Annotated in this window: 17 protein-coding genes; 14 read left to right on the top strand and 3 right to left on the bottom strand. The window is 51.7% G+C overall.

The window, feature by feature from the left end:
- The first annotated feature begins 20 nt into the window (after positions 1-20).
- Positions 21-2,021, top strand: a complete 2,001-nt coding sequence (locus tag AB3G37_RS09045) for an FUSC family protein (protein ID WP_369790399.1) — start codon at positions 21-23, stop codon at positions 2,019-2,021.
- Positions 2,022-2,136: 115 nt separating this feature from the next.
- Positions 2,137-2,892, top strand: a complete 756-nt coding sequence (locus AB3G37_RS09040; protein WP_009635116.1) for an IclR family transcriptional regulator — start codon at positions 2,137-2,139, stop codon at positions 2,890-2,892.
- A 225-nt stretch (positions 2,893-3,117) separates the two neighbouring features.
- Here AB3G37_RS09040 and AB3G37_RS09035 read toward each other — a convergent pair whose 3' ends face one another.
- A complete protein-coding gene (locus tag AB3G37_RS09035) occupies positions 3,118-4,374 on the bottom strand; it encodes an adenylosuccinate synthase (RefSeq protein WP_369790398.1) in 1,257 nt (418 codons plus the stop codon).
- Positions 4,375-4,540: 166 nt separating this feature from the next.
- Here AB3G37_RS09035 and AB3G37_RS09030 point away from each other — a divergent pair, with 166 nt between their 5' ends.
- From AB3G37_RS09030 to AB3G37_RS09020, 3 genes are all read left to right on the top strand, one after another.
- The gene (locus AB3G37_RS09030; RefSeq protein ID WP_009635118.1) at positions 4,541-5,425 is read left to right on the top strand and encodes a LysR family transcriptional regulator; all 885 of its coding nucleotides are present in this window, start codon (positions 4,541-4,543) and stop codon (positions 5,423-5,425) included.
- A gap of 172 nt (positions 5,426-5,597) precedes the next feature.
- The gene (locus tag AB3G37_RS09025) at positions 5,598-6,764 is read left to right on the top strand and encodes an MFS transporter (protein ID WP_369790397.1); all 1,167 of its coding nucleotides are present in this window, start codon (positions 5,598-5,600) and stop codon (positions 6,762-6,764) included.
- A gap of 54 nt (positions 6,765-6,818) precedes the next feature.
- Entirely contained in the window at positions 6,819-7,451 is a 633-nt protein-coding gene (locus AB3G37_RS09020; RefSeq protein ID WP_369790396.1) for a TetR/AcrR family transcriptional regulator, read from the top strand.
- A gap of 11 nt (positions 7,452-7,462) precedes the next feature.
- On the opposite strand, the gene AB3G37_RS09015 is transcribed toward AB3G37_RS09020, so the two are convergent.
- Positions 7,463-8,128, bottom strand: coding sequence for a DUF1028 domain-containing protein (locus AB3G37_RS09015; RefSeq protein WP_369790395.1), 666 nt, complete (start codon positions 8,126-8,128; stop codon positions 7,463-7,465).
- A 147-nt stretch (positions 8,129-8,275) separates the two neighbouring features.
- Here AB3G37_RS09015 and AB3G37_RS09010 point away from each other — a divergent pair, with 147 nt between their 5' ends.
- The 5 genes from AB3G37_RS09010 to AB3G37_RS08990 are packed head-to-tail and all read left to right on the top strand — an operon-like array spanning position 8,276 to position 14,230.
- The gene (locus AB3G37_RS09010) at positions 8,276-9,847 is read left to right on the top strand and encodes an ABC transporter substrate-binding protein (protein ID WP_369790394.1); all 1,572 of its coding nucleotides are present in this window, start codon (positions 8,276-8,278) and stop codon (positions 9,845-9,847) included.
- 40 nt (positions 9,848-9,887) lie between these two features.
- On the top strand, positions 9,888-10,835 hold the full coding sequence (locus tag AB3G37_RS09005) for an ABC transporter permease (protein ID WP_369790393.1): 948 nt from the start codon (positions 9,888-9,890) through the stop codon (positions 10,833-10,835).
- On the top strand, positions 10,832-12,616 hold the full coding sequence (locus tag AB3G37_RS09000; protein WP_369790392.1) for a dipeptide/oligopeptide/nickel ABC transporter permease/ATP-binding protein: 1,785 nt from the start codon (positions 10,832-10,834) through the stop codon (positions 12,614-12,616). The genes AB3G37_RS09005 and AB3G37_RS09000 overlap by 4 nt, the downstream gene beginning before the upstream one ends.
- Complete coding sequence (locus AB3G37_RS08995) at positions 12,613-13,413, top strand: ATP-binding cassette domain-containing protein (RefSeq protein ID WP_369790391.1); 801 nt, start codon at positions 12,613-12,615, stop codon at positions 13,411-13,413. Before AB3G37_RS09000 ends, AB3G37_RS08995 begins: the two co-directional genes overlap by 4 nt.
- A 37-nt stretch (positions 13,414-13,450) precedes the next feature.
- Positions 13,451-14,230: a FadR/GntR family transcriptional regulator gene (locus tag AB3G37_RS08990; RefSeq protein WP_369790390.1), complete on the top strand. Its 780-nt coding sequence runs from the start codon at positions 13,451-13,453 to the stop codon at positions 14,228-14,230.
- Positions 14,231-14,233: 3 nt separating this feature from the next.
- Here the strand turns inward: AB3G37_RS08990 and AB3G37_RS08985 are convergent, their stop codons facing one another.
- Positions 14,234-15,166 carry a cation diffusion facilitator family transporter gene (locus AB3G37_RS08985; protein WP_009635127.1) on the bottom strand — a complete coding sequence of 311 codons (933 nt, stop codon included), beginning with the start codon at positions 15,164-15,166 and terminating at the stop codon, positions 14,234-14,236.
- 305 nt (positions 15,167-15,471) lie between these two features.
- On the opposite strand from AB3G37_RS08985, the gene AB3G37_RS08980 reads away from it, so the two are divergent.
- The 4 genes from AB3G37_RS08980 to corA all read left to right on the top strand — a co-directional run bounded on the left by AB3G37_RS08980 (position 15,472) and on the right by corA (position 20,898).
- On the top strand, positions 15,472-16,707 hold the full coding sequence (locus tag AB3G37_RS08980) for an HlyD family secretion protein (protein WP_009635128.1): 1,236 nt from the start codon (positions 15,472-15,474) through the stop codon (positions 16,705-16,707).
- Positions 16,704-18,272 carry a DHA2 family efflux MFS transporter permease subunit gene (locus AB3G37_RS08975; protein WP_009635129.1) on the top strand — a complete coding sequence of 523 codons (1,569 nt, stop codon included), beginning with the start codon at positions 16,704-16,706 and terminating at the stop codon, positions 18,270-18,272. Before AB3G37_RS08980 ends, AB3G37_RS08975 begins: the two co-directional genes overlap by 4 nt.
- 2 nt (positions 18,273-18,274) lie before the next feature.
- Positions 18,275-19,822, top strand: a complete 1,548-nt coding sequence (locus tag AB3G37_RS08970) for an efflux transporter outer membrane subunit (protein ID WP_369790389.1) — start codon at positions 18,275-18,277, stop codon at positions 19,820-19,822.
- Positions 19,823-19,902: 80 nt separating this feature from the next.
- Complete coding sequence (corA, locus tag AB3G37_RS08965) at positions 19,903-20,898, top strand: magnesium/cobalt transporter CorA (protein WP_369790923.1); 996 nt, start codon at positions 19,903-19,905, stop codon at positions 20,896-20,898.

Raw genomic sequence — 20,898 nt, 5'->3', positions numbered from 1 at the left:
AAGTTTTTCCGGAGTATAAAATGGGACCAGCATCGGACTCTTTTCTGTTAACGAACAAATTTGCCGTGCGTACGGGGATAAAGTTAAGTATCTCCGTATGGGGTGGTTTGATTATCGCGCTCTTAATGAATTTTGAGCACCCTGTGTGGGTCACGATCACCGGAATTATTTCATTCTTTGGTCTTGATCACGCACAGGTTTTAAAGAAATGTATGGCTCAATGCGTAGCAACCATCCTTGGGGGGCTGATTGGCCTCATAATGATGTCTTTCACGCTGCAAAGTCCGTTACTGACTGTGATGTGTGTAGCAATACTTGTTTTTATCTTTTCAGGGATCGGTTATAACACGCGTGATATGAATTTGTCGTTCTGCTGCGCCTTCACCTGTGTAACTATTTGTATTATGGTGATGGTCCCGGTAATTTTGGGGCCGACACCTTATACGCTGATGGAGATATTTCTCGACCGTGTGGGGACTATCATTTTCGGTATTTTCTGGGTAGCCTTTGTTAGTATTTGCTTCTGGCCAATGTATTCAGCTGATATGCTGAAAGGAAGTACAAAACAGCTTATTGATCTACTGTCAGAGGAAATTGATCCAGAGAAAGATCATAAACAATCATTACTGAAAATCACCTCTTTGATAGCGCAAATCGACGATACTGCCAAACACAGTACATTTGAGGGCAATACCTCACGGAATGCCGCACGAATTGCGCGAAAAATAAATGAGATGGCGTTTACAGTCTTTGGTGACAGCGTATTTTTGCTGGAAAATAATGATAAGGTCTCGGGTGATCTGAAAGCTTGTTTCCAGGATTTCCTCTCTTTGCTAAAACTCAAGCATCACGCGTTACATGCCATTGACAAAGAGCATAGCGAATTAATGCTAATGGGCAACGTATTGAGAGAAAAAATAGACCATCTCGCAAATGGGTCCCTGACTCCAATAGAGTTTGTTTTTGTCGATAAACTGCATTCTTGTGTCAAAAGTTTTTGTACGATGAAAGAGTTACAAAATAAATTATTCCACGATCGGAAGTTTTATAACTCCACAATAAAGGTTAAAAAGACTTTTGATTTTAATAATTTCTTGCGCAACGGAACACGTACTGCCACATATTTTGTTATCGCCTATTTCATGTGGTACATTACATCATGGACTTATAGCTTTTTAATATGCGTAGTTCCTATCGTGTTTAGTATTATGTTCAGCAGACTGCCTCATGCGGATATTTTAATCGCCAAGGTTGTCAAAGGAATGCTATTGTCCGTTCCTGTAGGTGTAGTGGTTTATATAATTACCGCTCAGATGCCATCAGCCATTGAGCTATATATAATTATTGCTGGCATACCACTATTTTTTGGTTTAATGGGACTTTCAAGCCTATCTTCCTTTGCTGCTTCGGCAGGTTTTAATATTGGATATTTAGTCACAGTTCTGCCAGAAAACAATTTTGATTATACGCTGGATATATCTTTCGCGGTTGTCCGTACATTGGCAATAGCCTTGGGTGTTTTAGTATTGCAGCGTTTGTTTGTATTAATTCCAATAAATACCCTATTTAACTCATTTGGATCGGGTAAAAAATTGTTCAATAGTGAAATGAATGATGCCCTGGAGATTGACAAAGGGGATCGTTTCAAGACCATCGAGAGAATCAATGCCAGAATAATTGATAAGCTGGCAACCTCCTCGATGCAAGAGGTTGATAAAACACGCAAAGAAGTTGTTTTAGAAGGTAACCGAGCTTTAGAAGTTAATAGGACGATTCGCGCCTTAAGTCGACAAGCTGCACTCATGGAGCTTCCGAATTCATTATTTAAGAATATTTCAGAGTGGAAGAAAGATGTTCTTGCTCAAAAAGACTTTAATGCCGAAGACACGACACAGTTGCATGCAATTGTTAAAGAAAACGCCCAGTCTTCAGAATTAACGTTAATGGCTGATAAAATTCTTTTTATTGAAAATGTTATTCCCGAGTACGACCGTATGATCCGACATAGTTTAAAACAATAATATTCACTCTCAATGACTGTTACACTTGGGACGTAATGTTTTACGTCCCTTTTTTTTTAATCTAAAATGCCGTTTTGTAAAACGCATTAAGTGAACATTATGTCTGGTGAAGATCATGTCTGGTGAAAACAGAGAGAGTGGAATTAAGGTCTTGCACAAGGCTGTTGACGTATTACGACAGTTAAGCAATACCCCTTCAGGTATGTCGCTCAGCGAACTGTCGCAAAGTGTCAATTTCCCTCGCTCTACTGTACAACGCATCGTGGCCACGCTCGAGTCTGAGTTACTTGTCGAACAGACGGGTAAAGGCGGTGGCTACCGAATGGGTCCTGGCTTGGGCCTTCTGCTGCAAAATACTCAATCCGATCTTGTTGCCAGCACGCGTCCCTTCTTGCGTAATTTATCCTCCGAAGTCAGGGAGTCCGTTTCGCTGGCCACACTATATGGCGATAAATTGCATGTTGCCGATTGTATTATCTATGAGCGGGATCTGCGAGTTTCATTCCCCGTTGGTCTTGAAGCCCCCTGCTATGCAACAGCGGCTGGGCAAGTACTAATGTCAACACTGCCAGATGAGTTAATCGAGAAATACATACCGGAGAATATAATTGTTGCTCGCGGCTCAAAGGTCACCCGTGATTCTCTTATCCAACAAATAAAAAAAATTAGAGAGACCGGTATTGGCATTGACGAACAAGATCACATTGAAGGAGTGTGTACTTTTTCAGCAGCACTTAAGACTAATTTTGGAAAATTCTCCATTACCATACTCTCACCGGCCATCAGGGCTAAGTATGATCAAGACTTTTACATTGAGAAATTAACCGCCGCCAAAATTGATATTGAAGATCGGCTTAATTTCTTCTCTTAAGATTTTGAGTAATTATTGATAATTCTGTCGGCGTCTACATTAGGCCTCTGCCTGTTGTAGGCTGTCAACGCGGGACAGCATCCATCATTGCAAGACTCAATGCGGTTTAACCGCGATCCTAATGGAATTCCTTGATTGCAAAGGGTTGTAACAGCAATGTCAGGCCAAAAAAAGCCCCGCTCACTTACCGTGGCGGGGCTTTTTAGACAAATTTCTAATCGATGATTAACGATTAATCATCTGGTCACGTTCTGGACCGACAGAAACCATGCTGACGCGAACGCCCATCAGTTCTTCGATACGCTCAACGTAACGCTGTGCGGCAACCGGGAGGCTCTCGAAAGTACGGCAACCGGTGATATCTTCCTGCCACGATTCCATCTTCTCGTAAACCGGTGCCAGAGCAGCAGTCTGAGGCCAGATTGGGTTCTCGGTATGCTCACCGGCGTAGGCGACACAGATTTTCAGGTCAGCCAGGCCAGACAGACAGTCAATTTTAGTCAGGGCGATTTCAGTCGCAGCCTGCAATTCAACGCCGTTGCGAGTTGCAACCGCATCGAAGTACCCCATGTCACGCGGACGACCGGTGGTAGCACCGAACTCGTTGGCGTTTTCACGGAAGTTGTCCTGCTCTTCCATTGCGGTTACCAGCGTGCCGGTACCTACAGAAGAACTAAACGCTTTGGCTACAGCAATGACGCGCTCGGGGCGCAAAGCTGGCAAACCACTGCCGATACCGGCGTAAGCGGCGGTCACGTTGGACGAGGTAGTCCAAGGATATTCACCGTAAACCAGGTCACGACCTGCGCCAAGCTGCGCTTCGAACAGCAGGTTAGCATCTTGTTTCTGCAACGCTTTCAGTGGCTCGGTCACGTTACAGATGAATTCGCGCCAAGGTGCCGTTACGTCCAGCAGCCATGCAGTCATTTCAGCAGCGGTCTGGTTGAAGTCAAAGCTTGGGTAAAGCGCTTTCAGCTGTGGCAGTTTCCAGTCAAGCATGAACTGGATACGTTCCTGCAATACTTCAGGCTGGTTCAACCAACCAATCAGGATGCCTTTTTTCATAACGCGGTCGCCGTAGGCCGGCGCGATGCCTTGACGGGTAGAGCCGTAGGCTGCATCGCCAAGGCGTTGTTCTTCAAGAGTATCTTCCAATGCGTGCAGCGGCAGGCACAGAGTTGCACGGTCAGAGATGCACAGTTTGACATCAACGCCAGCGGCTTTAACTTCTGCGATTTCCTGAGTCAACGCGGCAGGGCTAATAACCATGCCAGGGCCGAGAACGGCTATACAGCCTTTGTTGAAAATGCCGCTCGGCAATTGGTGTAGTTTAAAGGTACCGAAGTCGTTAACAACGGTGTGACCCGCGTTGTTACCGCCCTGAAAACGGACGCTTGCTGCGGCATCTGCTGCCAGTAAATCTACGATGCGGCCTTTGCCTTCATCGCCCCAGTTTGCACCTACAACCACAATCGACGGCATATTCAACTCTCCTCATTGGTTAAGGAGCTATGCTACGGCGGTAGTTTAAATATGAGAAATTAATTATAATTATCATCTCAATAAGGATTCCATATAGATTCGTCATTACGAGTGTTCAATTTCAAACGTTGAAAATGACGAATAAATTCGAGAGAAATTCTAATAGATGCTAGATATCAACTGGTTAAAAACCTTCGTCACGCTGGCAGAGCTGCAACATTTTGGCAAAGCCGCGGCGGCGCTGCACATGACGCAGCCAAACGTTAGCCTGCAGATCAAGCAGCTCGAGCAAACTACGCGAGTAAAACTGATTGAACGTAACCCATTTCGGCTGACACAGGCCGGTTTTCGCCTGCTGGAAACCAGTCAACGCACCTTAATGGAGTTGCAGGTTTGCCAGGCCGATTTAAACGCCATTAATGACCAGAGCCGAGGCACCCTGACTATCGCCGCCAGCGATATTATTTCGCGTCTGCTGCTTATCAAGCCTTTCCAGCTATTTAAGAAAGAGTTTCCCGGCATCGATTTCACCCTGGTTAATACCACTTCATCGCAGGCGTCCGAACTGGTAAAAAATGCCAAGGCCGACCTGGGTTTTGTGATCGAACAAAAGGAGAGCCAACCGCTGTACTTCACAGAGTTACAGCAAATCAAATGGTGTGCACTGGGCAATAATTTACAGGCCTGGCAGCAGCAATCCGAGGAAACTGTCCATGCCGATCAACCCACGCTGATCCTGCTTGGCCACGATACCCGCACCCGTGATTTGCTGGATCAGGCGTTGCCGCTGTTAAATTTACCTCGTTATAGAGTAATGGAAGTCGGCAGCGTGGACGCGCAAATCGACTGGGCGGAGGCCGGTTTTGGCGTCGCCATCGTCCCCGAGTTTTCCCTGCGTACCAAGAAACACCTCACCACCAAGATTACCCCGTTGCCCGAATTCCCCGCCACGCGGCTGGGTTATATCTTGCGTCAGAACCAAATTCTTTCAAAAGCAGTCAAGCAGCTTATGCAATGGGTGAATGAGGAAATCGTCAACTCTCAGCAGTAAGTGACAATGTCACTAAAATGTTGCTTTATTTAGCACAAATTGAACCCTCACAGGCGAAAAACTTACTTGCAAGTAAGTTTACTACTAAGTAAGATTTTCCAAAGAATGAGCGGGCGATCACACTTTTGATCGCAGCTCAATAAACAGCTAATTATTATTTGAGGGTAAAATTATGTCGTCCAAATGGCCACTTCTGGCATTGGCACTGAGTGCATTCGGGATCGGTACCACCGAATTCGCACCAATGGGCCTGTTGCCAACAATTGCACAGGGTGTTGGAGTGTCGATTCCTACCGCTGGGTTGTTAATTAGCGCCTATGCGATCGGCGTGATGGTCGGTGCCCCGCTGATGACGATAGTGCTCGGTCGCTTTCGTCGTAAAACCGGCCTGCTGGTACTGATGGCCATCTTCATTATCGGCAACCTGTTGTCTGCTATCGCCCCTAACTACACCATGCTGCTGCTGTCTCGTCTGGTTACCAGCTTCTCCCACGGGGCGTTCTTCGGATTTGGCGCGCTGGTAGCAATGAGCCTGGTTCCTGCCCACAAGCGCGGCAGTGCTGTTTCACTGGTGTTTATGGGTTTGACCATTGCCAATATCGGCGGCGTCCCTGTGGCGACCTGGATTGGTCAGACTATCGGCTGGCGCACCACTTTTGCCCTCACAGCCGTTTTGGGCGCTCTCGCCCTGATAGCCCTCGCCCTCACGCTGCCCAAGGGTGAAACTGGCAAAATGCCTCAAGTTAAGAAAGAACTCTCAGTGCTAGTGCGCCCGGTGGTTTTACGTTCGATGGCAACCACCGTGCTCGGTGCCGGTGCGATGTTTACGGTCTACACCTACATCTCACCTATTCTCCAGCAGCTGACTCATGCTTCAGGCGATTTTGTTACCCTGATGCTGATGCTGATTGGCGTTGGTTTTACCCTCGGCAATTTGATCAGCGGCAAGCTGGTTGACCGCTCGGTCAATGGCACTTTAATATTGTTTTTCAGCCTGTTGACTGTCTCGATGTTTGCTTTGCCTTTCTCTGCGACAAGTCACATCGGCGCCGCAGTCTCTATGGTACTGTGGGGCATGATGTCATTTGGACTCATTGGACCACTGCAGATGCGCGTCATGGATGCAGCGCACGAAGCTCCCGGTATGGCTTCATCGGTTAACATCGGGGCATTCAACCTCGGTAACGCATTGGGTGCAGCGCTGGGCGGCGGAGTAATAAGCTCTGGCCTGAACTATGCCTGGATCCCTGCTGCAGGGGCCGTACTCGCACTGTTGGGACTGGTTATGGTAGTTGCCAGCCGCAGTGCCAACCGTGAACTTGCCGCTGAAAGCGCCTAGTTCACGAGATAGCCTTTTTTAATAAATAGTCATAAAGGAATTGTGAAAGTCGTTATGCGTAACAAAACGTCTTCCCCTTCTAACACAGCGGTGCCCGAAAACGGCGCCGCGCTTAGCAAAGGTGAACGCACCCACGCCAATCTTCGTCGCCACGCGGCGGCGGAATTTGCCCGTCTGGGTTATCACAACACTAAAGTCAGCGATATCGTCAAGGCGACTGGCGTGTCACAGCCCACCTTTTACTGCTATTTCGAAAGCAAAGAGATGGCTTACGATGATTTGATGATTGAATTTCGCTCGCGTCTCGAAGCGTTAACGCTGACCTTTTTAATTGAAGGTGACGCCCATGCCGAGCAGGTTTTTAACCGCGTTGCGCTGAGTTTCCAGATGCTGCTTGATTTTCTTGCCGAAGATCCTGACCTTACTCAGATTGGCTTCTTCCAGCCGCCGGGCTGCACCGAAACCAAAGCCGGGCTGGCACAGTGGATAAGCCAGAACATCGCCAAAGAACAACGCAACGGACTGTATCGACAGGACATCAGCGCGGTACAGATGGGGCAATGTTTTGTCGGTATGCTGGATCAAATGGCGCGCTTGCCGGGCGATGCGCACACGCGTAAAGAACTCAGTATCGGCTGTGCCAGACTGCTGTGTGAGGACATTCGCACCGGCTGCCAAAAATCCTGATTTTCCCGCCGCTACGGCCGCCAGTCGCTACAGTGAGTGCGGGGAAGTTGTTCGAAGAAATCCGCGTAACTCGCCCCCTGCACTTCGCTCAACACCTCTTCCAGCGCCTCAAGCGGGCGTTCAGACCAGTCAACACGCACATCAATGTCAGCATAGTCTCGGTCATTCCACACTTTGAGTGCCGCAGATCTCAACCCTCGCCGATCCCCGCCCTGCTTCGCCCCGGCCTGCATCGCTGCCAGCATACGTTGGGGAAAAGGCAATGCCTGATGCAGCACAAAGCTCTCTATCAAGCTGTCCAGTGTTTCCGGTCCGCCAAGAAAATTACCAGCCACAGCCAGATTGTCGTGAATGCGGCTGCCGACCCATTCCTGACAGTGAATGCCGTTACAATGGGCTGTATTTCCTGATTTATCCACTATAATCAATTGCCTCCGTTGACGTTCCGGGTCATCGGCCTGCAGTTTGTCAAGCGTTTGCCGAGCATTAAATCCGCGTTTCAGCAGTGCCAACCCCTGAATGCCGTAAAGCGGGTTGGTCATAGCCTGAGTAGCAATGGCCCCGGTGTGGCTGTGACCGTGAATCACCAAGGCCCCAACGGCAGGGCCTGCGGTCGCGGTAATTGCCCCGAACATACCGGTTTTGGGGTCGCGAGCGACGAGTGAAAAAGTCATCATGGCGCTCCTGTTTTCAAAACTGTGATGACAGTGGATTCAAATTGAAAGCTAATTTATACGCATAAATTATTGCAATCAGATCAATTTATACCCATAAATATAAAAGAACAACTTTTGACCACCGCCTATATCATTGGAGAGGTTGATATGAAAACTGCGCTACAAAAAGGATTTTTCCTGCTGTGGATAGGTGCCTGTAGTCTCACGGCGCCGTCCCTGACTTTTGCTGCTTCCCCGGCCAACGTGCTGCTAATTGGACAAGTTGCCGAACCTCAATCGCTGGACCCGCAGGTGGCAACGGCGGCCAATGACTCGCGCATTTTGGTCAATATTTATGACGGGCTGGTGCGCAACGGGCCCGGCAAGCTGGACATTGAGCCTTCACTGGCCGAACGCTGGGAAATCAGTCCAGATGGGCTGACTTATACCTTCCACCTGCGCCCAAACGTTAAATTCCAGGACGGCAGCGCGGTAGATGCCAACGCGGTAAAATTCACCTTTGAGCGCATGCTCGACAAGCAAAATCCTTATTATTCAACCGGTCCCTTTCCGTTGTCGTTCTTCTTTTCTTCTATCGACCATATAACGACACCCGACGCCGCAACAATTGTCTTTAGTCTTAAAGAGCCGTTTGCCCCTTTCCTGTCTAACCTTGCAACGCCAACCGGACTCATCGTTTCTCCCGAGGCGGTCAAGAAATACGGCAAAGATTTTGGCCATCATCCGGTGGGCAGCGGCGCATTCAGCTTTGTTGAATGGCAGTCAAACCAGCGCGTGGTGTTAAACGCCAACGCCCACTACTGGGAAGGCAAGCCCGAGCTGCAAACGCTGGTTTTCCGACCTATCACCGATGGCAATACCCGAGTGGCAGAAATGCTGTCTGGCGGTATTGATACCATGGTCGAAGTTCCGCCAGACAGCGTAAAACTGTTTGCCAATAACCCTAAATTCCAGCTGCATCAGGCCACCGGCCCGCACGTCTGGTACGTGATGCTCAATACTCAGGTTCCCCCATTCAACGACGTGCGCGTTCGTCAGGCGGTGAATTACGCGATTAACAAACAGTCGATGGTCACAAATATCCTGCAAGGCTCGGCGGCGGTGGCGGATGGCCCGATCCCTTCTGCCTTTGGCTGGGCGCATGACGATGCGGTGAAACCTTACCCTTATGACCCGCAAAAGGCGCGGGAATTGCTTAAAGCTGCCGGAGCCGAGGGAGCCAAACTGACGTTTTACGTAACGGAAGGAGGATCCGGCATGCTGGATCCAATCCCGATGGCCACCGCGATTCAGGCAGATCTCAAGGCGGTCGGGCTGAACGTCGCGATTCAGACTTATGAATGGAATACCTATCTGTCAAAAGTGAACGCGGGTCTGAACAAACAGACCAATATGGCGGAAATGGCGTGGATGACCAACGACCCGGATACCCTGCCGTTCCTGACTTTACGAACTCAGGCGTGGCCAGATAAAGGTGGCTTCAACTCAGGTTATTACAGCAATCCCAAAGTTGATGCTCTGCTCGACAAGGCCAGAGAAAGCACCTCGCAGGATGAGCGCGGCAAACTGTACAAACAGGTTCAGGCGCTGGTGCATCAGGATGCGCCGTGGATTTTCGTTGCCAACTGGAAACAGGACGCCGTGACCTCTTCCCGAGTGGAAAACTTCTCGCTACAGCCAAACTTTACCCTGCTGCTTAATCACGTCAGCAAACAGTAAGCGGGCGCGGTATTTGCCGCGCCAATAACGGAGAGACTTTATGTGGAGCTACGTTATCAAACGCCTGTTGGCCACGGTGCCGATATTTATCGGCCTGTCGCTGATTGTGTTTTTCATTATGTCGATGATCCCGGGTGATCCGGCCCAGGCGCTGCTGGGAGCCTGGGCGACGCCAGAAAACGTCGCGCGCATCAATCAGGAATTAGGGCTTGACAAACCGCTGTGGCAGCAATACCTGATTTGGGTCAACAACATGCTGCACGGCGATTTTGGGCGCTCCTACGTGCTGAACCGCCCGGTAATCGATGAAGTGATGCAGCGGTTTTCCGCTACGCTGATCCTCGGCGGCAGCGCGCTGTTGTTAAGCACCGCGCTCGGCATATTGGCCGGCATTTTCTCGGCGGTCAGGCAATTTGGCTGGGGCGATCGATTAATTACCCTGCTGGTACTGGTCGGCATTTCGTTGCCTTCATTCTGGATTGGCCTGTTGATGATCATGCTGTTTGCCGTGCAGCTTCAGTGGTTTCCGGCATCTGGCATGGTTGAAGCCTGGGGTGGAGGCGGTTGGACCGACATCTTGCACCATTTGGTGATGCCCGCGATTACCCTGTCGATTGTTGCCACCGGCGTAATTGCCCGCCTGACCCGCACCGCCATGCTTGAGGTGCTGCGTCAGGACTTTATCCGCACCGCGCGAGCCAAGGGGCTGAGCGAGCGCAAAGTCATTTATCGTCACGCCTTTCGCATGGCGCTGGTGTCGGTTATACCAGTGGTGGGTATTCAGGCCGGTTTCGTGCTCGGCGGCACGGTATATATCGAGACCGTTTTTCAGTGGCCGGGGCTGGGCGCAATGCTGGTCAAAGCGGTTTCGACCCGCGATATTATGCTGGTTCAGGGCGGCGTGCTGGTTGCTGCCGCGGCTTATGTGCTGATCAATCTTTTCACCGACGTCATGCAGGCGTTGCTCGATCCGAGGCTGAAATCATGACCGACACGCGCAATAGTTCCCCCGCTCGCCATCGCCCCTCGACAGTCGCGCTGCTGTTAAACAATCGTCTGGCGGCAGGCGGCCTGCTGGTACTGCTGATGATTATTGTCGCCGCGCTGCTTGCCCCGTGGCTGCCGCTGGCCAATCCGGACGCGACCGATTTGCTGCAACGCCTGCAGCCGCCGCTCACTGCGGGTCACTGGCTCGGCACTGACGCTCTGGGGCGCGATTTGTTATCGCGCCTGCTGTGGGGCACTCGTGTTTCATTGGTGGTCGGTATCAGCGCCACCGTGCTTGCCGCGCTGCTGGGAACGCTGATTGGCTTAATTGCGGGCTATGCGGGCGGCCGCACCGACAGTCTGCTGATGCGCTTTATCGATATGTTGATGGCCTTTCCTTATATTTTGCTGGCGCTGGCGATTGTCGCCGTGCTTGGCCCCGGCCTGCTTAACGCGCTTTACGCCATCGCTATCGTCAATATTCCGTTTTTTGCCCGCAACATTCGTGGATTAACTCTCGGTTTACGCCAGCGTGATTTTATTCAGGCAGCGCGGCTTTCCGGCAAAAATCACTGGCAGGTGCTGTTTACCGAATTACTGCCCAACGTGTTACCGATTATTGTCGTCACCATGTCAACCACCCTCGGCTGGATGATCCTCGAAACCGCGGGTTTATCGTTTTTAGGCCTTGGCACTCAACCGCCGAATGCCGATTTAGGTTCGATGCTGGGTCAGGGCCGCGAGCAGATGTTCAGCGCGCCGCACGTTACGCTGGTGCCGGGGGTGATGATTTTTCTACTGGTGATTAGCGTCAACTTGCTGGGCGATGGCGTGCGGGATCTGCTGGATCCGCGCTTAAAATCGGGCGTTTTGCAGCGTGCGAAAGCCATCACCGAGGTTGAGCGCCCGTCGATCCCCGCACCACGCTTTCCTGAAGCTTTATTGGAAATCGTCGATTTAAAGGTCAATTTTGGTCGTGGCCCTCACGCCTCGGCCGCGGTCAAAGGCATCAGTTTTCAGGTAGCAAAAGGCGAATGTCTTGGATTGATCGGTGAAAGCGGATCGGGCAAAAGTGTGACCGCGCTGTCAATCATGGGGCTGGTCGCCTCGCCGCCCGCAGTGATTGTCGGCGGTGCGGCTTACGTTTGCGGCGAAGAAATGCTGTCTCTGCCATCACAAAAATTGCAACAGCGGCGTGGCGCTCGCGTGGCCTATATTTTTCAAGACCCGCTAACCACGCTGCACCCGCAGTTCAGCATTGGTTATCAGCTCAGCGAAGCCATTATTGCCCATCAACCGCTGAATAAGCAGCAGGCCAAAGTACAGGCGATTGCTCTGCTCGATAGCGTGGGGATTAACGAAGCCGAACAGCGCTATGCGGCTTATCCACATCAGCTTTCGGGGGGACAGCGTCAGCGTGTCGGTATAGCTATGGCGCTGGCCAACGATCCGCAAATTATTATTGCCGATGAACCCACTACCGCGCTGGATGTCACGGTGCAGGCGCGAGTCCTTGAACTGCTACAGCAACTGCGGCGCGAACGCGGACTCACGCTGCTGTTTATTACTCACGATTTTGGCGTAGTCAGCCAGATTTGCGATCGGGTGGCGGTGATGCAGCACGGAGAAATCGTTGAAACCGGCGAAACGAGTCGCGTATTGAACCATCCTCAGCATCCCTACACCCAGCGGCTGATCGCCTGCGTGCCACATTTGGGTCAGGGCCGTGAGTTTCTTGGGCGTGTAAAATCGCTGTATTCTTCCCGGCAGGAGCAAGCATGAATCAGGTAATTGAAACCAGCAATCTGGTTAAAACCTTTGGTCGCGACAAGCGCTGGTTTTCTCGCGCCGAGCATCAGGTTCAGGCGGTGAAAAACGTCTCATTTAGCCTGCAACAGGGTGAAACGCTGGCGATCGTCGGTGAAAGCGGCTCGGGGAAAAGTACGCTGGCGAGGATGCTGGTCGGGCTCGAACATCCCACCTCCGGCTCGCTTAAATTGATGGGTCAGGATGCGGCACAGTGGCGCAAACGAGGGGCCAGAGCCTTTGGCAAAACCATCCAGTATGTGTTTCAGGACCCGGTTGCCTCACTCAATCCGCGCAAGACTATTGCCGAAACGCTGGCGGTGCCATTGGCACAGCTTTGCGGCTATTCCAGCCTCCAGCAGCGCGAGAAAATGCAGCAGTTAATGCAGGCCGTGAACATGCCACAGGATGCACTGGCCTGCTACCCCCACGAGTTTTCGGGAGGACAGGCTCAGAGGCTGGCGATTGCCCGATCGCTGGCTGCCGAAGCGAAAATTCTGGTGCTCGACGAACCAGTCAGCGCGTTAGATGTCTCAGTACAGGCACAAGTTTTATTACTTTTGGATCAACTAAAACAACAATTTGGCCTATCCTACATATTCATTAGTCACGACCTGGCTGTGGTGGAGTCAGTCGCAGACCGCGTGGCCGTGATGTATTTAGGAGAATGGGTCGAGTGTGCAGATAGCCAGACGCTTTTTGCTCAGGCATCCCATCCTTACACTCAAAGCCTGCTGGCCAGTGCGCCAAGACTGGTTGCCGTAACGGAATAATCTTTACCGACAATCCCTTGTTAATGGAAAGGAACCTATGACCAACGAATCAATGTCGAAAGAAAGTGCCTCTGCCGCCGACCCAGCGCGACGAAAGCGCACCGATGAAATTGTCGATGAGATTAAAAAAACCATCATTAACGATAATCTGGTGCCCGGCGACCGACTGCCGCAGGAGAAAGACCTCACCACCCGTTTTGCAGCTGGCAAAGGCACTGTGCGAGAAGCGCTGAAATCCCTGGAGGTCCAAGGCCTCATTCGCACTCGTACCGGACCGGGCGGCGGCGCGTTTATCGAATCGATGAGCGAAACCCGTGCGATGAGCCTGCTATCGAACTATCTGTTTACCCGACAAATTTCCATCAGCGATATCTATGCCCTGCGTAAAGCCCTGGAGCCGGTGGTCGCAGTCAGCGCCATCGAAAACATCGACAAGGCAGGCTTTGACAAATTACACGAGCTGATCGGCATTTATGACCACGAACCGGCAGATGACCAGGAGCGCTGGGACCAGCGTATGGCCGAACTGGATTTTCATGGTGTGGTAGCCAGCTATTCCGATAACGTGCTGTTGGCGTTCATCTGCCATTTCCTGCAACGTCTGCTGAAAGACCTGGCAGTATGCAAAGATATTTACAAACGCCCAGAACCGGTACAACGCAGTGAAGGCATTGAGTTTCAATATCGATTGATTGATGCAATGCGCCGTAAAGATGCGCAGAAGGTCGAGCAGATTATGACAGAACATATGTGCCATGCGGAGAGGGCGATGGTGGCGTTGCAAGCCACCATCGACGATCGTTTTCTGGAAGAGTAACAACTACTTAAATAAATCGTCCAGCCGGTCATCGTCGATGCCGGCAGGTTCGAGGTGTGCGGTGACGTCGGCGGCGGTGAAAAGCTGCATAACAGCGGCCTCGGCTGCGTCGCCGATATCGTGGCCAACGTCTACCGACAGCATGCCATCTACCTCTAAATGAAATTCGACAAACACCCGATCGCCACCGTTGCGGGTGCGAATATCATGCACGCCCTTCACGCCTTCAACGCCCATGACTGCGGCTCTGACCCGTTTGCGGTCTTCAACATCCAACTCACGGTCCAGCAGTTGCTTTAACGCATCCGCCGCCATGCCCTTGGCGTTCCAAATCATGTAGAAAGAGATAAGCAGCGCGCCGGTGGAGTCGGAACGCGTCCAGCCAAAATAGTGTTCAAGCACCAGCGCCAGCAACACTGCAACATTCACCGCCACATCAGTCACGTAATGCGCGCGGTCGGCGGCAATCGCCGTCGAAGCCGTGCGTTTGACCACGTAAGTCTGCATCATCACCAGACCCACGGCGGCCAGTGAACTGCCAATAATCACCCAGATACCCAGCCCCAGCTGTGCCAAAGGCTGCGGATCCAGCAAACGCCCTACCGATTCAATGCCCAGCACCAGGCCCGCAGCTCCCAGCAACAGTGCCTGGACAAAGGCCGCTACCGCTTCTGCCTTGCCGTGCCCGTAGCGATGACCTTTATCAGCAGGACGACCGGCGTAGCGCACGCCTATCAGCGTCACCAGAGAAGCAAGCACGTCGACCAGGCCATCGGCCGCAGAGGTCAGCAATGCAATGGAACCGGTTGCAACCCAAGCCCAGACTTTGACTCCGACCAAAACCAAAGCCACGATCAGTGACACCATCGAAGCAATTCGAGTCAGACCTTTTAAACTTCGGTCATTGCCCGCAGAAGAAGTCTCTAAATTTGTCACACGGCTATCCTAAAAATTGAACAATTTTAAAAAAGAAATGAGTTCGCAATGCTGAAAGGAAGTAGAAATTAAACCCTAATAAAGGTAATTGAATTATGTGAAGGTTTTCGCAGCAGAGGGGGCTAGTTTGCCACTTTTTGCACTTGCCATAAAGATTTTTCCCTTTTCGCCAAAACAATCGATAAGCAATTGGCTAAAAGGTAAACGTACTGACTTAAATTTACTTGCTTTTACATCAAGATCTTCTAGGGTAAAGCGAGCTTCTTTTAAATACTTATCAAGGCATCCTGCGTGCCCACTCTTCGATGAGCAACACAACCAGCGATCATAACAATATGACTGATAACAAAAAAGAAACCACCCAGCACGCCAACGATGCAACGGACAGCAGCAAATCAGCGATTAACTCCTCACAGGTCAAATCTGGCGAAGGCCATAGTAGCCCTGATGAGAGCACTAACAATCAAAAACAGGACGACAACGACAAGGAAGGCCAAAAGGGCAAAGGCCCTGGTAAAAAACCGCTAATCATTTTGGGCATTGTGGTCGTGATAATCGTGATCGCCGCCTTGATTTTCTGGTTCCTGAATCGCAATCTTGAAACCACCGATGACGCCTTTACCGAGGCAAACACCGTGACCGTCGCGCCTAAAATTGCCGGTTATGTGGTTAATCTGGCGGTCAAGGACAACGAATTCGTGAAAAAAGGTCAGCTGGTTGTCCAGATTGACCCACGAGATGCTACCGCCCAGCGCGATCAGGCCACTGCACAGCTTGGTCTGGCCGTGTCACAGCTGCATCAGGCACAGGTTCAATACGATTTGGCCAAAGTGCAATATCCTGCACAGCTGGCTCAGGCTCAGGCGCAGGAAGCTCGTGCCGAAGCCAACCTGTTGAACGCAACTGCCGATTATCGTCGTCAGCACGGCGTTGATCCACGTGCCACCTCGCAACAAAATATCGATACCGCAACCGCACAGATGCGTTCTGCCAATGCCGATTTGGCCAATGCCAAGGCACAGGTTCTGGTTGCGGCGCAGGTACAGTTAAATATCCGCAATGCCGCCGCTAACGTCGAAGCCCGTCAGCAGCAGGTTGAGCAGGCTAAAGCACAGCTGGAAACCGCGAACCTTAACCTTTCCTATGCCGACGTTCGCGCGCCGTTTGACGGATTCGTCACTATGCGTAACGTTCAGCTGGGTACTCTGGTTCAAGCCGGATCTTCGCTGTTCTCGCTGGTTTCGCCGGATATCTGGATCACTGCCAACTTTAAAGAATCGCAGCTGGAACGCATGAATCCGGGCGATAAAGTGGACGTTAAAATCGATGCCTATCCGAATATCGAACTTCACGGCCATGTAGACAGCATCCAGCAAGGTACCGGCTCGCGTTTCTCGGCCTTCCCGGCTGAAAACGCCACGGGTAACTACGTAAAAATCGTTCAGCGCGTACCGGTTAAAATAGTGATCGACAGTGGTCTGGATCCGAAAAAACCCTTGCCGCTGGGCCTGTCTGTTGACCCGACGGTAACTGTTGAATGAGTGACGAACGGAGCAGTTGGGTCCCCAAAAATAATCAGTGGGCGGTGGCCATCGTGGTCACCATCGCGGTATTTATGGAGATCCTCGACACCACCATTGTGAACGTGGCATTGCCGCACATCGCGGGAACGCTGTCTTCAAGCTACGATGAGGCCACCTGGGTACTTACCTCGTACCTGGTCGCCAACGGTATTGTCTTGCCCATCTCGGCGTTCCTCAGCCGAACGTTTGGTCGCAAGAACTATTTCATGATTTGTATTCTGATGTTCACCGTTTGCTCCTTCCTGTGCGGAATTGCCACCGAGCTGTGGCAAATGATCCTGTTCCGTCTATTGCAGGGGTTTTTCGGCGGCGGCCTGCAGCCGGTACAGCAATCGGTACTGCTGGATTACTTCAAGAAAGAAGACCGCGGCAAGGCGTTTGGCCTGTCCTCTATCGCCATTATCGTCGCCCCGATCCTTGGGCCTACGCTGGGCGGTTTCATTACTGACAGCTACACCTGGCGCTGGGTATTCCTGATTAATATTCCCATTGGGATAGTGGCTCTGATTGCGATTTATCACCTGCTGGAAGATCCACCGTGGGAGCAGAAGTCCAAAGATAAATTGAGCATCGACTACATCGGTATCAGCCTGATTGCTTTGGGACTCGGCTGTTTGCAGGTCATGATGGACCGCGGAGAAGATGAAGACTGGTTCCATTCGAACTTTATCATCACCTTTGCCGCATTGGCGCTGGTGGGAATTGTCAGCGCGGTATTTTGGCTGCTTTATGCCAAGAAACCCGTGGTTGACCTACGCTGCCTGAAAGACCGCAACTTCGCAGTATCCAGCGTGTTGATGAGCGGCATGGCGCTGATTCTTTATGCCAGCTCGATACTGATCCCTCAGCTTGCCCAGCAGCAGCTTGGCTATACCGCGACCCTGTCCGGGTTAGTCATGACTCCGGGTGCCGTGGTGGTGGTGTTGAGTATTCCGCTGGTGCTGCTGATGATGCCGAAAATTCAGACTCGTTATCTGATTGCCTTCGGTTTTTCAATCATGGCGGCTTCATTCGTGTACTCAATGACATTGGTGCCGAACATTGATTTTGGCACGCTGGTTATGTATCGCAGCGCACAGTCATTGGGGCTAGGCTTCCTGTTTGTGCCATTGACAACGATAGCATTTATCACGCTGCCGCAGAGTCAGAACGCCGATGGCGCTGCACTATTTACTATGTTCCGTAATGTGTTCGGCTCGATTGGAATCTCGGCGGCGACGGCGAGTATCACCGAGCGAACGCAGGCCAACAGCGCACACATGGTGCATAACATGACGCCGCTGAATGAGCAGTTCAATCTTGCGGTGCAGAAAAGTGCGGTGGCAATACGTGATTTCACCAGCATTGTCGGCGATCCGACGTCGCTGGCGACCAGTCGCATGTATCAGGAGATGGTCTCGCAATCGAAGATCCTCGCCTACATCGACACGTTCAGCTACTGCGTCATGCTTGCCTGTATTTTGATCCCATTTTGTTTTCTGCTTTCGCCAGTCAAGAGCGAAGGCAGTGCCGGAGCCCATTAACTATGTCGGCCTACGTATCACGTTTTACTCTTTCAGTACTGACGCTGGCATTAGCCGGATGCTCGGTCGGACCTGATTATCAGGCCCCGCAGCCTAAAACACCGGCCGCGTTTAATGACATGAACCAACCTAAGAAGAATCCGACTGACTCTGTTGCTCTCGCGTCACAGCCGAATCCTCAATGGTGGAAATCGTTTAACGATCCGCAGCTTGATAGCCTGATTGACCGGGCCATTGCCGGCAATCTCACTCTGCAACAGGCGGTGTTGCGTATTGTTGGCGCGCGCGAACAGGTGACACAGGCGAAAGGTGCCTGGCTACCCAGCGTCAATGGTAGCGTTGGCATGACTCGCCAGCAGTTGGGCGCTAAAGGTGAACTGAAATCCACCGGCTTGCAGGACCAAATTGAAAACATTAGTCCACAAGCGGCCAGTGCGATCGATTCTGCCACCGGGCCGATTAATGTCTATCAGGGCAGTTTCGATGCCAGCTGGGAGCTTGACCTGTTTGGTGGCACTCGTCGTTCGGTAGAAATGGCCAATGCAGAAACCGAGTCTTCGATAGAAAGCCGCAACGATGCGCTGGTATCGCTCGAGGCAGAAGTGGCTCGCACCTATCTGCAACTGCGCGGTGCCCAGGTTATACTGGCGACCATCCAGACTCAGATAGACGTTGCCCAGCAAACGCTGAGTCTGACGCAGAGCCAGGCTCAACACGGACTTGCGCCGCAGACAGATGTCGAGAACTCGCGGGCACAGCTAGGTTCGTTGCGCGCTCAGTTGCCGCAGTATGAGGCACAGCAGCGACAGGCGATGAACGGTTTAGCCGTGTTGCTGGGGCAGATCCCCGGCTCGCTGGATAAAGAGCTGGTGCAGCCTAAACCGCTGCCTACTATTCCAGATGCCGTGGCCGTGGGTATTCCGTCGGAGCTGGCGCGTCGCCGTCCTGACGTGCGCAAGGCGGAGGCAGACCTGCATTCAGCAACCGCCAATATTGGCGTCTCCGTGGCGCAGCTGTTCCCAAGCCTTTCATTGACCGGCCAGTTTGGCATGCGTAACACCGATGCCGGCTATCTGACCAACTGGAGCAGTAATTTCTATTCCTTCGGGCCTACGGTTTCCATTCCCATCTTCCAGGGAGGACGTTTGGTGTCTGGCGTACACGTTTCCCGCGCCCAACAGGCCAATGCCGTGCTGAACTATCGCCAGACGGTACTGACTGCCTTGCAGGACGTAGACAACTCGCTGGTCAACTATCGCACCGATCAGGATCGGGTTAACGGCCTGGAAGATTCGGCCAACGCGCTGCAAAACAGCTTCGAACTGGCGACTGACGGTTACCGCAAAGGACTGACCTCGTTTATCACCGTGCTCGATACCCAGCGCCAGCTGGCACAGGCGCGCCAGCAGAGCGCGGTAGCCAAAGTGCAAACCAGCACCGATCTGGTTTCATTATATAAATCACTGGGCGGCGGTTGGGAGCCTTACCAGAACGTGAAGTTACCGACTTACAGCGTTTTTGGACCGGCTGAAACGGTCAAGAACCAGTAATTGTCAGGCAGGCCGGAGTTAATCTCCGGCCTTTTACTTTCAAACGATCGACTCAAACTCTGGCTATTCTCATGAACGACATGACTGCCCCATCCCAAAAACGCCCAGAATCGGTGATAAGCGCCGTTGCCTATAGTCATGGCAAGGTTTTGCAGCAAGTGACCATCGAAGACATCAGTGAAGTTATCAAAGAACCCGATACTTTTGTCTGGCTGGGACTGGTTCAACCCACCAATGAATATATGCGTGAGATCCAGCAGGAGTTTGGCCTGCACGATCTCGCCATCGAAGACGCGCTGACCGCGCACCAAAGACCTAAAATCGAGCAATACGGCGAATCGTTGTTTATCGTGGCGAAAACCGCGCAGCTGGTCGGTGATGTGATCAAATACGGCGAAACCCACCTGTTTGTCGGTAAAAACTTTTTGGTCACGGTTCGCCACGGGGCGTCTACGAGCTACGCACAGGTGCGCAAACATGCTGAAGAGTGCCCTGACTTGCTGGCGAAAGGTCCCGGCTACGCGCTTTACGCCATTTTGGACATGATTGTCGATAATTATCTGACTATTCTGCATGAGTACACTCAGCAGTTTCAGCAGATTGAACAACGGATGTTTAAATCCGAGTTTGATCAAAATGCCGTCCATGAAGTTTATCGCCTGCGCCGCGAGCTGCTGTCTTTACATAACGCAGCGATGCCGATGGGTGACATCTGCAACCAGCTGATTCAGCATCATGACGGCCTGGTGCCGAAAACGCTGCGTGCCTATTTACGCGACGTGCAGGATCACGCTCATCAGGTAGTCACTACCACTGACGATATGCGCGAGATGCTGGCCAACGCCATGCACGTAAATTTGGCGCTGGTTTCTGTCCATCAAAACGAAGTGGTGCAACGCCTGGCGGGCTGGGGAGCGATTCTGGCGATCCCGACGGTGATTTTCAGCCTCTATGGCATGAACTTTAAAGATATGCCCGAACTGAACGATGTGTGGGGGTATCCGGTAACGCTTGGGATAACTATCGTGGGCTGTGTGGCGTTATACGTGAAATTGAAAAAGTCGGGTTGGCTATAA

Source organism: Rouxiella sp. WC2420, from assembly GCF_041200025.1.
Classification (GTDB): Bacteria; Pseudomonadota; Gammaproteobacteria; order Enterobacterales; family Enterobacteriaceae; genus Rouxiella.
This window is presented reverse-complemented; position numbering and strand designations above follow the sequence as displayed.

What these genes read in the sequence shown, in the direction of transcription:
- AB3G37_RS09010 (WP_369790394.1), top strand. Translation starts at nt 8,276, where the DNA reads ATGAAAACTGCGCTACAAAAAGGATTTTTCCTGCTGTGGATAGGTGCC.
- AB3G37_RS08975 (WP_009635129.1), top strand. Translation starts at nt 16,704, where the DNA reads ATGAGTGACGAACGGAGCAGTTGGGTCCCCAAAAATAATCAGTGGGCG.
- AB3G37_RS08995 (WP_369790391.1), top strand. Translation starts at nt 12,613, where the DNA reads ATGAATCAGGTAATTGAAACCAGCAATCTGGTTAAAACCTTTGGTCGC.
- AB3G37_RS09030 (WP_009635118.1), top strand. Translation starts at nt 4,541, where the DNA reads ATGCTAGATATCAACTGGTTAAAAACCTTCGTCACGCTGGCAGAGCTG.
- AB3G37_RS08990 (WP_369790390.1), top strand. Translation starts at nt 13,451, where the DNA reads ATGACCAACGAATCAATGTCGAAAGAAAGTGCCTCTGCCGCCGACCCA.
- AB3G37_RS09045 (WP_369790399.1), top strand. Translation starts at nt 21, where the DNA reads ATGGGACCAGCATCGGACTCTTTTCTGTTAACGAACAAATTTGCCGTG.
- AB3G37_RS08980 (WP_009635128.1), top strand. Translation starts at nt 15,472, where the DNA reads ATGAGCAACACAACCAGCGATCATAACAATATGACTGATAACAAAAAA.
- AB3G37_RS08970 (WP_369790389.1), top strand. Translation starts at nt 18,275, where the DNA reads ATGTCGGCCTACGTATCACGTTTTACTCTTTCAGTACTGACGCTGGCA.
- AB3G37_RS09005 (WP_369790393.1), top strand. Translation starts at nt 9,888, where the DNA reads ATGTGGAGCTACGTTATCAAACGCCTGTTGGCCACGGTGCCGATATTT.
- AB3G37_RS09000 (WP_369790392.1), top strand. Translation starts at nt 10,832, where the DNA reads ATGACCGACACGCGCAATAGTTCCCCCGCTCGCCATCGCCCCTCGACA.
- AB3G37_RS09020 (WP_369790396.1), top strand. Translation starts at nt 6,819, where the DNA reads ATGCGTAACAAAACGTCTTCCCCTTCTAACACAGCGGTGCCCGAAAAC.
- AB3G37_RS09035 (WP_369790398.1), bottom strand. Translation starts at nt 4,374, where the DNA reads ATGCCGTCGATTGTGGTTGTAGGTGCAAACTGGGGCGATGAAGGCAAA.
- corA (WP_369790923.1), top strand. Translation starts at nt 19,903, where the DNA reads ATGACTGCCCCATCCCAAAAACGCCCAGAATCGGTGATAAGCGCCGTT.
- AB3G37_RS09025 (WP_369790397.1), top strand. Translation starts at nt 5,598, where the DNA reads ATGTCGTCCAAATGGCCACTTCTGGCATTGGCACTGAGTGCATTCGGG.
- AB3G37_RS09040 (WP_009635116.1), top strand. Translation starts at nt 2,137, where the DNA reads ATGTCTGGTGAAAACAGAGAGAGTGGAATTAAGGTCTTGCACAAGGCT.
- AB3G37_RS09015 (WP_369790395.1), bottom strand. Translation starts at nt 8,128, where the DNA reads ATGATGACTTTTTCACTCGTCGCTCGCGACCCCAAAACCGGTATGTTC.